General features: G+C 54.3%; 16 protein-coding genes and 1 tRNA gene. 10 read left to right on the top strand and 7 right to left on the bottom strand.

Going from position 1 to position 10,089, the window contains the following annotated elements; all coding sequences use genetic code 11:
- Window positions 1–206: 206 nt before the first annotated feature.
- Window positions 207–461, top strand: a complete 255-nt coding sequence (locus tag Q4D85_RS14130; RefSeq protein ID WP_303201412.1) for a hypothetical protein — start codon at window positions 207–209, stop codon at window positions 459–461.
- A 40-nt stretch (window positions 462–501) separates the two neighbouring features.
- Here Q4D85_RS14130 and Q4D85_RS14125 read toward each other — a convergent pair whose 3' ends face one another.
- Both Q4D85_RS14125 and Q4D85_RS14120 read right to left on the bottom strand, forming a co-directional pair.
- Window positions 502–903: a CrcB family protein gene (locus Q4D85_RS14125; RefSeq protein WP_303201410.1), complete on the bottom strand. Its 402-nt coding sequence runs from the start codon at window positions 901–903 to the stop codon at window positions 502–504.
- Window positions 849–1,178 (bottom strand): CrcB family protein, encoded by a 330-nt coding sequence (locus Q4D85_RS14120; protein ID WP_303201408.1) that lies wholly within the window; start codon window positions 1,176–1,178, stop codon window positions 849–851. Before Q4D85_RS14120 ends, Q4D85_RS14125 begins: the two co-directional genes overlap by 55 nt.
- A gap of 123 nt (window positions 1,179–1,301) precedes the next feature.
- Between Q4D85_RS14120 and pgm the strand changes: the two genes are divergently transcribed.
- The 4 genes from pgm to Q4D85_RS14100 all read left to right on the top strand — a co-directional run bounded on the left by pgm (window position 1,302) and on the right by Q4D85_RS14100 (window position 4,556).
- Window positions 1,302–2,957 (top strand): phosphoglucomutase (alpha-D-glucose-1,6-bisphosphate-dependent), encoded by a 1,656-nt coding sequence (gene pgm / locus Q4D85_RS14115; RefSeq protein WP_303201407.1) that lies wholly within the window; start codon window positions 1,302–1,304, stop codon window positions 2,955–2,957.
- Between the two features lie 83 nt (window positions 2,958–3,040).
- Entirely contained in the window at window positions 3,041–3,496 is a 456-nt protein-coding gene (locus Q4D85_RS14110) for a MauE/DoxX family redox-associated membrane protein (protein WP_303201405.1), read from the top strand.
- A gap of 176 nt (window positions 3,497–3,672) precedes the next feature.
- Window positions 3,673–4,398: a thioredoxin domain-containing protein gene (locus Q4D85_RS14105; protein ID WP_303201404.1), complete on the top strand. Its 726-nt coding sequence runs from the start codon at window positions 3,673–3,675 to the stop codon at window positions 4,396–4,398.
- A gap of 85 nt (window positions 4,399–4,483) precedes the next feature.
- Window positions 4,484–4,556 (top strand) — tRNA-Ala (locus Q4D85_RS14100).
- 153 nt (window positions 4,557–4,709) lie between these two features.
- Here Q4D85_RS14100 and Q4D85_RS14095 read toward each other — a convergent pair.
- On the bottom strand, window positions 4,710–4,841 hold the full coding sequence (locus Q4D85_RS14095; RefSeq protein WP_303201403.1) for a hypothetical protein: 132 nt from the start codon (window positions 4,839–4,841) through the stop codon (window positions 4,710–4,712).
- A gap of 314 nt (window positions 4,842–5,155) precedes the next feature.
- Between Q4D85_RS14095 and Q4D85_RS14090 the strand changes: the two genes are divergently transcribed.
- Both Q4D85_RS14090 and Q4D85_RS14085 read left to right on the top strand, forming a co-directional pair.
- Window positions 5,156–6,064, top strand: coding sequence for a hypothetical protein (locus tag Q4D85_RS14090; protein ID WP_303201401.1), 909 nt, complete (start codon window positions 5,156–5,158; stop codon window positions 6,062–6,064).
- 10 nt (window positions 6,065–6,074) lie between these two features.
- Window positions 6,075–6,419: a hypothetical protein gene (locus Q4D85_RS14085; RefSeq protein WP_303201400.1), complete on the top strand. Its 345-nt coding sequence runs from the start codon at window positions 6,075–6,077 to the stop codon at window positions 6,417–6,419.
- Here Q4D85_RS14085 and Q4D85_RS14080 read toward each other — a convergent pair.
- Genes Q4D85_RS14080 through Q4D85_RS14070 form a run of 3 tightly spaced genes read right to left on the bottom strand, consistent with a single transcriptional unit; the run spans window position 6,416 to window position 7,512 of the window.
- A complete protein-coding gene (locus tag Q4D85_RS14080) occupies window positions 6,416–6,910 on the bottom strand; it encodes a hypothetical protein (RefSeq protein WP_303201399.1) in 495 nt (164 codons plus the stop codon). The two genes, Q4D85_RS14085 and Q4D85_RS14080, sit on opposite strands and share 4 nt — an antisense overlap.
- Complete coding sequence (locus Q4D85_RS14075; RefSeq protein WP_303201398.1) at window positions 6,879–7,196, bottom strand: multidrug efflux SMR transporter; 318 nt, start codon at window positions 7,194–7,196, stop codon at window positions 6,879–6,881. The genes Q4D85_RS14080 and Q4D85_RS14075 overlap by 32 nt, the downstream gene beginning before the upstream one ends.
- 1 nt (window position 7,197) lies before the next feature.
- The gene (locus Q4D85_RS14070; protein ID WP_303201397.1) at window positions 7,198–7,512 is read right to left on the bottom strand and encodes a multidrug efflux SMR transporter; all 315 of its coding nucleotides are present in this window, start codon (window positions 7,510–7,512) and stop codon (window positions 7,198–7,200) included.
- 72 nt (window positions 7,513–7,584) lie between these two features.
- Between Q4D85_RS14070 and Q4D85_RS14065 the strand changes: the two genes are divergently transcribed.
- Both Q4D85_RS14065 and Q4D85_RS14060 read left to right on the top strand, forming a co-directional pair.
- Entirely contained in the window at window positions 7,585–7,998 is a 414-nt protein-coding gene (locus tag Q4D85_RS14065; protein ID WP_303201396.1) for a pyridoxamine 5'-phosphate oxidase family protein, read from the top strand.
- Complete coding sequence (locus tag Q4D85_RS14060; protein ID WP_303201395.1) at window positions 7,998–8,762, top strand: fructosamine kinase family protein; 765 nt, start codon at window positions 7,998–8,000, stop codon at window positions 8,760–8,762. Before Q4D85_RS14065 ends, Q4D85_RS14060 begins: the two co-directional genes overlap by 1 nt.
- Here the strand turns inward: Q4D85_RS14060 and nadE are convergent.
- Window positions 8,759–9,589, bottom strand: coding sequence for an ammonia-dependent NAD(+) synthetase (gene nadE, locus Q4D85_RS14055; RefSeq protein WP_303201393.1), 831 nt, complete (start codon window positions 9,587–9,589; stop codon window positions 8,759–8,761). The two genes, Q4D85_RS14060 and nadE, sit on opposite strands and share 4 nt — an antisense overlap.
- Window positions 9,590–9,799: 210 nt before the next feature.
- Here nadE and ykgO point away from each other — a divergent pair, with 210 nt between their 5' ends.
- Complete coding sequence (ykgO, locus tag Q4D85_RS14050; protein WP_003852698.1) at window positions 9,800–9,922, top strand: type B 50S ribosomal protein L36; 123 nt, start codon at window positions 9,800–9,802, stop codon at window positions 9,920–9,922.
- The last annotated feature ends 167 nt before the right edge of the window (window positions 9,923–10,089 follow it).

Here is a 10,089-nt window from a genome sequence, read left to right as displayed (position 1 = left end):
CGCCGACCAATAAAACTCAACAACCAACCCCCACCCAACACCACAGGTGGGGGTTAAAACATACCCCGGTGTAACGGGGTCGTCGTTCGCGGCGATAACAATATGTGTTCAACGCAAAAACATGTGCTATCACAAAGAATTTGGTGGTAGCCATGTGCGTTGACTTGTCAAGGTTATTGTTCTTTTAGGTGAAGGATTTTTACACGATGTCTTTGTCTGCCCGTTCACTGGTTGCAGCCGTAGCTGCTATTGCCGCAGTAATCGCGATGTTCATCATTTTCAGCCCAGCAGCGATGGCACAGTCCACAACCCACCCACATCTGCAATTCGATACCATTGCAGGAACCGTTCTCGGTGGGTTGAGCTCCTTCGCAGCGCTCTACTTCGTCATTGGTGCTCTATATAATCTGTTTACCCGTGGCAAGGGCAAGACCCCGTGGCCTGGCGCCCCAACCTTCTAACTTCTCTTTTAAACCCAGCAGAAACCCTGCTGGGTTTTCTTTATGCGCACAAACCGCCAATGAGGCTTCCTAACGCCAGTGCAGCGGTGCCACCGACCATAGTGGCGCCGAAATACAGGAAGCAGGTACCATAGCGGTTTTCCGTCAGCAACTGCCCGAGTTCGGCCGCCAACGTCGACCAAGTCGATAATGCCCCGGCTACGCCGACTAGTAATGCCGCGTATCCGAGCGTGGCTGTGGAGAAACACTGCAGAGCAATCCCGGCTACAACACAAGCAATACAATTGGCGATCATGGTGGACACCAACCGGGGGAGTGTCACGCTGAGCGCGTAGCGCGTAGCGCCACCTATCGCCCCGCCGAGGCACACGAAAAGCAATGAAACGATCATGATTTCCGCCGCCTCATCAGCGCCGTACCGGCTAGCCAGGCGGCAATACATGATGTCACGGTTACCAAGCTGTAGGCGATTCCGCCGATGAGTGTGTGGGATGTAGCCACCACTATGAACGTCGAAAAGCTCGTAAACCCACCAAGGAAGCCGGTACAGGCAAGCGGGCGTAGCCACGTCGGCTGGCTAAGAACCATGGCAAACAGGAAGCTTCCCAGAATATTGATGAGCAGCACGGACGTGGGGGCGTCGACAAGCGAAAATTGTTGCAGGATAAAGCGACATCCAGCCCCGGCGGCGGCTCCGACCGCAACGAAAAATACCATGCGCATACCCCTATTAACATAGCCCTTAATGTGACTTTTATAGCGAAATCGTGCGCAACCGGAATAAAAAGTAGATGATGGAGGGTAGTTGTATCGTCACTTTCACTCAAGGAGTTTCCCGTAATGGCTCATGAACGCGCAGGCCAACTAGCACAACCGCAGGATCTTATCGACATCGCAGAATTAGTCACCGCCTACTACACTCGCACCCCAGATGTGGAAAACCCCGATCAGCAGGTCGCTTTCGGCACCTCCGGGCACCGGGGATCGTCGCTGGATACCGCCTTTAACGAAAACCACATTCTGGCGACCACCCAAGCGATCGTCGATTATCGCCGCAGCCAAAACATTGGCGGCCCAGTTTTCATCGGGCGCGATCCGCACGCGCTGAGCGAACCAGCCATGATTTCCGCCCTTGAGGTTCTCCTAGCCAACGATTGCACGGTGCTTGTCGACGACCGGGGCCGCTACACTCCAACACCTGCGGTATCGCACGCTATTCTGGCGCACAACGCCAAACTAGACGGGGGTGTGACCGGTACCGACCCGAAGCGCGCTGACGGCATCGTGATTACCCCGTCGCACAACCCGCCACGCGATGGTGGCTTTAAGTATAACCCTCCAAACGGCGGTCCTGCGGATACCGATGCCACCGACTGGATCGCTGCCCGCGCCAACGACATCATGCGGGGCGGCATGGCTGAGGTTAAGCGCACCAGCGTTTCCGGCGTCCTCGACCCGCGTGTGACCCCCTATAACTACCTCGACAGCTACGTTGCCGACCTACCAAACGTGATTAACATCGCCGCGATCCGTGATTCCGGTTTGTCCATCGGTGCGGATCCGATGGGCGGCGCCTCGGTGGATTACTGGGGTGCGATTGCCGATGCGCATAAGCTCAACCTGACCGTGGTCAACCCGCTTGTCGACGCTACCTGGCGGTTCATGACCTTGGATACCGACGGCAAAATCCGAATGGACTGTTCGTCACCCAATTCCATGGCATCTCTGGTTCACAACCGTGACAAATACGACATCGCAACCGGCAACGACGCCGACGCCGACCGCCACGGTATCGTCACCCCCGACGCGGGCCTTATGAACCCGAACCACTATCTCGCGGTCGCTATCGACTATCTCTTCGCCCACCGGCCCGATTGGGGTACCGACGCGGTGGGTAAGACCTTGGTATCTTCCTCCATGATCGACCGCGTGGTGGCAAACCTCGGCAAGAAACTGGTGGAAGTTCCCGTCGGATTTAAATGGTTCGTGCCAGGGCTTATCGACGGCTCCATCGGCTTCGGCGGCGAAGAATCCGCCGGTGCTTCCTTCCTACGCCACAACGGCACCGTCTGGTCCACCGACAAAGACGGCATCATTTTGGACCTGCTCGCCGCCGAAATCACCGCAGTCACTGGCAAGACCCCATCGCAGCGGTACGCGGAACTCGCTGCCGAATTCGGTGCGCCGGTATATGCCCGTACCGATGCGGACGCAAACCGGGAACAAAAGGCGATTCTCAAGGCCCTGTCGCCGGAACAAGTAACCGCCACCGAACTCGCCGGGGAACCCATCACCGCGAAACTCACTGCCGCCCCAGGCAACGGTGCTGCTATCGGTGGCCTCAAGGTGTGCACCGAATCCGCCTGGTTTGCCGCCCGCCCATCCGGAACAGAGGATAAATACAAGATATACGCCGAATCCTTCAAAGGTGAATCTCATCTTGTGGAAGTACAAAAGGAAGCGCAGGCACTGGTATCTGCTGTACTAGGTAGCTAACCTGCGTAAAATCCTCAGTGGTGCGAACTGTCGTTACATCTGAGTTCGCACCACATAACAACAACCAGATAAGCTAAGTGGCTGTGACCAAACTAAACCCAAAAGTCTTAGACGTTATCAGCCTCCTCGCCCGGTTCGGGCTTGCCGCGGTATGGATTATCGCCGGGTGGCAAAAACTAGGCAAACCCATGGCAGAAGCACAAGCCATCCAAGGCTACGAAATCTTCTCCACCTATTGGTCGATCCTGCTTGGAAAACTCATCGGCCCACTGGAACTGGCTGGTGGAGTGCTGCTTCTACTCGGCATTTTCCTCCGCTTCGCCGCTAAACTATCGGCGGTGGTGCTCATACTATTCATGATCGGAATCGGGCAAGCCTGGGCACGTGGTCTAGTAATCGACTGCGGCTGCTTCGGCGATGTTGACTTAGCTGACGGCGGCATGGACTACCTATTTACCATCCTGCGCGATATTGGATTACTTGCCATGTCCATATGGGTCATGTACCGCCCCTATAAACGATTTGCGATCTACCCATAGCCTTTACCCGGATATTGCCAGGATACTGGGCGGGAAATCGCAGCCAATATGGAACCAAAGCTCAGTTAGGGTAGTTTGAATACATAAAGCGATAGCTAAGTCGCTTACAGTGCACAACCGTAAGCAACTTCTGTCATCTGTTACCAATCGGAACAAAAAGCAAGGTGTAAAAATACGTGAGCACAAAAGTTAAAAACCCAAACCAAAAAAGCTCCGGATTTATCTGGGCAGTCCTGATCATCGTGGTACTTGCCGCCGTTTTGATCGGCTATCTTGTCGTCAACGGAAATAAATCCAAAGAAGACATAGCTACCGACCGCGTCAACGAGGCCGTTGCCTTTGAAACCACCTATGAAGACAACGGAATTATTCTGAAAGCCGCCAACGCAAAAGCTGACGCGAAATCAGTCGAACTCTATGAAGACTTCTCCTGCCCTCACTGTGCAGATCTCGCGGTCCAGACCGACGCCGACATGAAAACCGCAATCGAAAAGGGCGACATTACCGTCACCATCCGTAGTCTTAACTTCCTCGATCGGGAGGCGATTGGTAACTCCACCATGGCTGGTACCGCCGCCTATGCTGTAGCGAAAAACGAATCCCCTGAGGTGTACTGGAACTTCCGTAAGCTCCTCATGGAAGACCAAGAGAAGATTTACACCAGCAACTGGGAAGACGCTGATTTTGCGAATGCTGCTAAAAGCGTAGGCGCTTCCGAAGAGACCGTGAAAACGATCACCAACGGCACTCTGACCGAAGAATACATTGAGCTTGCTACGAAGAACTCCGACAAGCTGGAGAAAGAAACCGGTAGCGTTTCCTCGCCTCGCGTAATCATCGACGGCACTGAGATCAAAGGCGCCGATATCTTCGACTGGGTGAACCAGGCAACTAAGGCCTAAACCATATTCCTCACCTGCTGATTTGATTGCCCAGCGCTTTGTGATGTAGCCTTTAATTCGTTCGCTTCACTAGAAGAAACGAAACGGGGCTATGGCGCAGCTGGTAGCGCATCACACTGGCAGTGTGGGGGTCACGGGTTCGAGTCCCGTTAGCTCCACCGTTTTTAATTCCCCCGCCGTTATCGGCGGGGGTTTTCTTGTTTTGTCAGGTAGTGCGGATTCTAGGGGTCGTGGAAACACCTGACATGTGTTAGGTCGTGATTGTGGGTTTTGAAGGATCCCGAAAGTGCTGTTGACGATGATGGTGGGGATTAACGGTTGAATTCCTTGGCTAGTAGGGTAGCCAGGATGATGGCGTAAACGAGTAGCCATAGTGGGTTTGGTCGGGTGTACAAGAAGATGGCTACTGCTACTGATATGGCCCATCGGATTGAGGTTTTCATTGAGACGTCCTTTCTGCGTTGTCATGGTGTGGGGAGAGCTTACCTCACTCATTTTCCAGATCAGTATCGTTTGTTGCCAATTCACACGCAAACCATTTGCCCCCTCAGTACACGCATGGCTAACTGAAACTCGTAATCAACCGGATATTGGTGAGTATCCCGATGATTTTTAGTGGCGTTTGTCAAGGCGATGACAAAGCTGAAAGCCCACCGCAAGAACTGCGCCAGTATCGCAGGCTAGGTGTTTTCACTGGTGGCGATGTGGTTTATGCTGTGTGTTGGCGATTAGTTCAACGGTGTGTGGTGGTGAAGGCATGTCAATTCCGGTGTATCGGTTACAACAGGTTTCCGGAGTCACTGTTTACGGGATGATCAACAACGGCGGGTATTTTCTCACGGATTTCACTGTCTATGAGGACGGCATCGTCGATTGTTGGGGTAAGACGGATGTGGCCGGTATGCGGGATCATGTGGAATCGGGCTGGGTTGTGCCCGCGATTCCGGTCGGCGAGACGGTCCGCATTTCTGAATTGGGGGATTTCCGGGTGTTGGAAGCGCGGTGGTCGCATGCCACGCCGGGTGAATACCTGGGTTTTCTTGAATCTGTAGTGGATAAGCTTCGTGGTGAGCAGTCGCACCCAGTGCCGGATTTTCCGCTTTCGCGGGCGAATCGGGATGAGCCACACCCGATGAAAACTGATCCCATGTATAACCTCAATCATGCAGGTGCCACGGTGGCGTTTACCTTAGAGGCTTTCCTTCATACGGATTCCGGTTGGGAGATAACAACAATCGTGCCGTTCGCCGACGGGACGTTTCGTCTTTCGGTAATCGGGGAACGTGATTTCAGCTTTGCTGAATGTGAAAACATGATCGACGCTGGTGACCTGGCGATCACCATTACCGAAGATGCCTGGGTGCGGGTGGCTAATATCGGGGAGCTGCGGTTAAAGCCCGAGTTCGCGATCGTAGAGAATGCGACGGAGTTTAAGAAATCGCTCCAGGGGCAAAGTGCCTGCGCGGTAGGGAAACAGACGGCAGCAGAAAAGTGCAGGCAGGCATATTTCGAGTATTTGAAGGAGCCAAGTGATTTTAGTCGTGAGAGGCTACGGGAGGCATATGAAGCGGTGCCGGAACATGAACGGCGCTATTTAGGGGACATGGACTCCAAAGATTACGATTACTACCGGATTCTGTACACCGACGATAAACGCGAAGTATAAGCGAAAAGTGATGATTACGGATTTATTTAACGGACAACCAGCGCTGGCGTCGATTCGTGCCTTTGAGGAAGCCCGGTTTGCGCTGTCAAAGCTTGACGACGCCGACAAGCCGGACAAGCACACCACCGTATTCGTCGACTGTCGTGATCTCGTGTGGGCTTGGTTCGCGGAATCAGGGCCGGGTGGCTTCGTGGATTTTGCAGACCACATAGTTGCTGACTGTGGTGATACGCAAATGCAGCGGCGGTGGAATGCTGATCGCGCTGGGATCCTGGCACGCTATATCGAGGGGTTCGACGCCGTCGACCCGCCGCAGGTGGCGGTGCTCGAAGCTGATGGCGGTCTGCGCCACTAGCTGCGATAGGCCAACTGCGGTTTAAAAACTGTGCGCCATTGATCTTCCACTTCGGCGGTGTAATTGCGAATCACAAACAGGTCGGATTCATCGTGGTGATAGGAAAAGTGCGCATCCACCGCTGCGATCAGCCAGGCGACATCAGCAGGATCAGTGTCGTCTGAAAGCGTGGCGATCAATTCAGCGCACAGAGTAGTATCAAATATGGCGTTTTCGTGGAGCTGGTATACAAACGTACCGGAAACCAGGTCGTCACGCTGCAATTGTATCGGGGTGCGATGGGTGCGTGCCACTATTTCGTGAATGACCAGTTCCAGGTTGGGTTCTGCCTCAGGAATCTGGAAAAGGGCACCAGAGGGCAGATGCCGGGCAGCGCAGCCGGATTCGGTGGGCTGAAAAGCCCATTCGGATTGGGTGCCAAAAGCGGCTAATTCGGCGTCGAAAAGCGAAATAATGCGGTTAATGGTTAACTCCAAATTCCACGAGAACAACACCTGTAATAATAAGCCCAATTCCCGCAATCATGGTGGGGGTAAGCGTTTCTTTGAATAGCGCGCGGGACAATAACGCCGTTAATGCCACCCCGAATGCGGTCCACAATCCATAGGCCACCCCAATACCCATACCGGCAGCAAGCGAAGCGGATAGCGCGGCGAAAGCACCAATATAACCGACCGCCACGATGATGTAAGCCCGGGGCCTTGTTGTGGCAATTTTAAGGTTTAAGGTGGCGATAACTTCCAAGATGATTGCCGCCGAAAGGTACAACCACGCCATGTTAATTCCCACCCGAGTGTGGGGAACCGAACTCCACCAGTGCGATACCTGCAATAATCACTGCGATGCCTATCCCGCTTAGAACTGTGACGTGTTCTTGGTAAAATACTGAGCCTAAAACCGCAGTCAATGCCACACCGCACGCACCCCAGATACCATAAGTGACGCCGAGTGGCATGCCGCGGCGGAGGAGAACTGACAGTAACCAGTAGGAAGCAACATAACCTGCCACCACGATCACATAAAGCCACGGGTAGGAAAGCGCTGCTTTCAAGCACAGCGTTGCTGTCACTTCACAACACACAGTAAGTGTCATTAACCACCATTTACCCACCCCCAAAACGGTACACCTACCCATAGGTGGGGTGGAAATGGCAGTATGGAAAGTATGAGTAGCCCAGTGATTGTTCTTACCGAAGATGAATCCTATTCTAAGCTTGAGACTGAGAAGCTCGGTCGGCTTGTTGTCCGTCGTTCCGACGACATGGATATTTTCCCCATCAATTACGTGATTGATGGCAAGAATATCTATTTCCGAACCGCGGAAGGCAATAAGCTTTTTAGCGTGGGATTAAATAATTACGTGTTGTTTGAGGTTGATAATTCCACCGCTTATACCGCCTGGTCAGTGGTGATTAAAGGCCACGCCGAAATCGTGCGGGATTATAGCGAAATTCAACGCTGCGATTCCTTGCCGCTGCGACCGTGGGTTCCAACCTTGAAATACAACTATGTACGAATCGTGCCCAAAGAAATTAGTGGCCGGGCTTTCCGGTTAGGGGAAGAACCCGAACGTTACTAATGCCCGAGAGCTTCGTTAAGTACCCGACGCAACCAGGTGCCGCCCAAGCTGAGGCCGCCGGGTTGCGATGGCTGCGGGAGGCGTCGACAAGCGTTGTCGAAGTGTTAGCAGCAACGCCGACGCACATCGCCACCCGCAAAGTGCGCCTTGCCATGCCCACTGCCGACGCCGCAGTGATCGCCGGGGAACAACTAGCGACGATTCACCTTGCGGGCGCACCAGCATTTGGCAGCCCGCCGCCTGACTGGGACGGTCCGAACTATATTGGCACCCAACAGCAACCATGCATTCCCACCGACGACTGGGCGAGCTTTTACGTCGAACAACGGGTCGCACCGTTCGTTGCCGCCGCCACTGACAGGGGCAATCTCTCGGATCCAGAGGGCGTTATCGACCGCGCGCTGGAATGCATCATTCACCACGACTTCGCCGTTCGCACCCCAGCCCGCATTCACGGCGACTTATGGCGCGGCAACCTCATCTATGAGCACACGCCGAGCGGTGTGAAACCAGTCTTTATCGACCCCGCCGCACACGGCGGACACCCGGAAACTGATCTCGCCATGTTGGCTCTGTTCGGTGCGGATTATTTTGAGCACATCATTGCCGGCTACCACACAATCGCCCCGCTGCCGGATACCTGGCAGGAACACATACCCATCCACCAACTACACCCCCTGGCGGTCCACGCCGTGACGCATTCCGCGGCATACGGCGACGAGTTAGTGTCCTGCGCCCGTCGCGTGGTCGCGTTGCTTGGCTAACGCCACCATGTGTCTTGCGGGGTCACCGGCAGATGCCGCTTGTGCTGACCGATTCGCCACAGATGCTCAATCCGGTCGACCGCAGCCTGCTCGATGGTTGTCTCACCCGACAAATAGCCATCAATGTCGCGGTAGCTAATACCTAATGCATCCTCGTCGGAGATCGCTGGGCGGTCCTCTTCCAGGTCGGCGGTAGGCACCTTCAACCACGTGGACTCCGGCGCCCCTAAATATTGGAGCATGGCTGCTCCTTGGCTCTTATTAAGCCCGAACAGCGGCATGAGATCAGCGGCACCGTCGCCAAACTTCGTGAAGAAACCGGTGACGTTCTCGGCCGCATGGTCGGTGCCAATCACCAACAGGCGTTTTTCACCGGCAACTGCGTATTGTGCGATCATCCGCTGGCGCGCCTTAATATTGCCCTTGTTAAAATCCCCCAGGCTTGGTTGTCCCAGCGCGATAGCCACGCTGTCGGCTATCGCGTCTGTTGTGTCCTTAATATTGCACGTCAGCGTGTGATCGGGGCGGATAAACTGCAAGGCAATATCGCAGTCGTGTTCATCAAATTGCACACCATAAGGCAAGCGCATCGCCCAAAACTCAGCGCTACCGCCTGCCTGACGGATTTCCTCAACCGCCAATTGGGCAAGGCGTCCGGCAAGAGTGGAATCCTGCCCGCCGGAAATCCCTAACACAAACCCATTCGCACGGGCGTGGTGCAGATAATCCACCAGGAACGATACCCGGCTCCTTACTTCTGCGGCGGGGTCGATTGTTGGGGTGGTGTGCAGTTGCGTGCGGATTTCCCGCTGTAATTCACGATCCATGCTTGTTAAGCTTAGCGCCAATAGCCGACGCATTCGTTGCGGGTCATTCCATCGAAGGTTCGTGGGTGTATTAGCCGGTTTGGTGTTTACATTAAGCGTGCGATAACATTGTTCCTCGTGTCATTGGCTGGATTTGATACATTCATTGTCCCAGCCACCAGGAATGTGTAAGTCGCAACTGGCTTTCCCTTAACAAGAAAGGAGCGCCCGATGAAGGTCCGTAAATCCCTTCGGTCGCTGAAGAACAAGCCGGGCGCTCAGGTTGTGCGCCGCCGTGGCAAGGTCTACGTGATTAACAAGAAAGATCCACGTTTCAAGGCTCGCCAGGGTTAATCCCTATCTTCAAAAGCGATCTTAAAAAAGCCGCTTGGTGGTTTCGTTTCGACGAGACACCACCAAGCGGCTTTTTGCTGTCCCCGGTCGGTACTGGGGGAGCGCTGGATGGGGGTTAAGGGACAAAATGTGTGTCTGGTCGGCGTGTCGTGGTTTGTGTTGTTAGT

The sequence above is a fragment of the Corynebacterium sp. genome (genome assembly GCF_030532965.1).
Classification (GTDB): Bacteria; Actinomycetota; Actinomycetes; order Mycobacteriales; family Mycobacteriaceae; genus Corynebacterium.
Note: the sequence above shows the minus strand (reverse complement) of the source record. Positions and strands in the feature narration are given on the sequence as shown.

Excerpts from the sequence above, each read along its gene's own strand:
- Q4D85_RS14130 (WP_303201412.1), top strand. The coding sequence starts at position 207 with ATGTCTTTGTCTGCCCGTTCACTGGTTGCAGCCGTAGCTGCTATTGCC.
- Q4D85_RS14125 (WP_303201410.1), bottom strand. The coding sequence starts at position 903 with ATGTATTGCCGCCTGGCTAGCCGGTACGGCGCTGATGAGGCGGCGGAA.
- Q4D85_RS14120 (WP_303201408.1), bottom strand. The coding sequence starts at position 1,178 with ATGGTATTTTTCGTTGCGGTCGGAGCCGCCGCCGGGGCTGGATGTCGC.
- pgm (WP_303201407.1), top strand. The coding sequence starts at position 1,302 with ATGGCTCATGAACGCGCAGGCCAACTAGCACAACCGCAGGATCTTATC.
- Q4D85_RS14095 (WP_303201403.1), bottom strand. The coding sequence starts at position 4,841 with ATGAAAACCTCAATCCGATGGGCCATATCAGTAGCAGTAGCCATCTTC.
- Q4D85_RS14090 (WP_303201401.1), top strand. The coding sequence starts at position 5,156 with ATGTCAATTCCGGTGTATCGGTTACAACAGGTTTCCGGAGTCACTGTT.
- Q4D85_RS14085 (WP_303201400.1), top strand. The coding sequence starts at position 6,075 with ATGATTACGGATTTATTTAACGGACAACCAGCGCTGGCGTCGATTCGT.
- Q4D85_RS14075 (WP_303201398.1), bottom strand. The coding sequence starts at position 7,196 with ATGGCGTGGTTGTACCTTTCGGCGGCAATCATCTTGGAAGTTATCGCC.
- Q4D85_RS14070 (WP_303201397.1), bottom strand. The coding sequence starts at position 7,512 with ATGACACTTACTGTGTGTTGTGAAGTGACAGCAACGCTGTGCTTGAAA.
- Q4D85_RS14065 (WP_303201396.1), top strand. The coding sequence starts at position 7,585 with ATGAGTAGCCCAGTGATTGTTCTTACCGAAGATGAATCCTATTCTAAG.
- Q4D85_RS14060 (WP_303201395.1), top strand. The coding sequence starts at position 7,998 with ATGCCCGAGAGCTTCGTTAAGTACCCGACGCAACCAGGTGCCGCCCAA.
- nadE (WP_303201393.1), bottom strand. The coding sequence starts at position 9,589 with ATGGATCGTGAATTACAGCGGGAAATCCGCACGCAACTGCACACCACC.
- ykgO (WP_003852698.1), top strand. The coding sequence starts at position 9,800 with ATGAAGGTCCGTAAATCCCTTCGGTCGCTGAAGAACAAGCCGGGCGCT.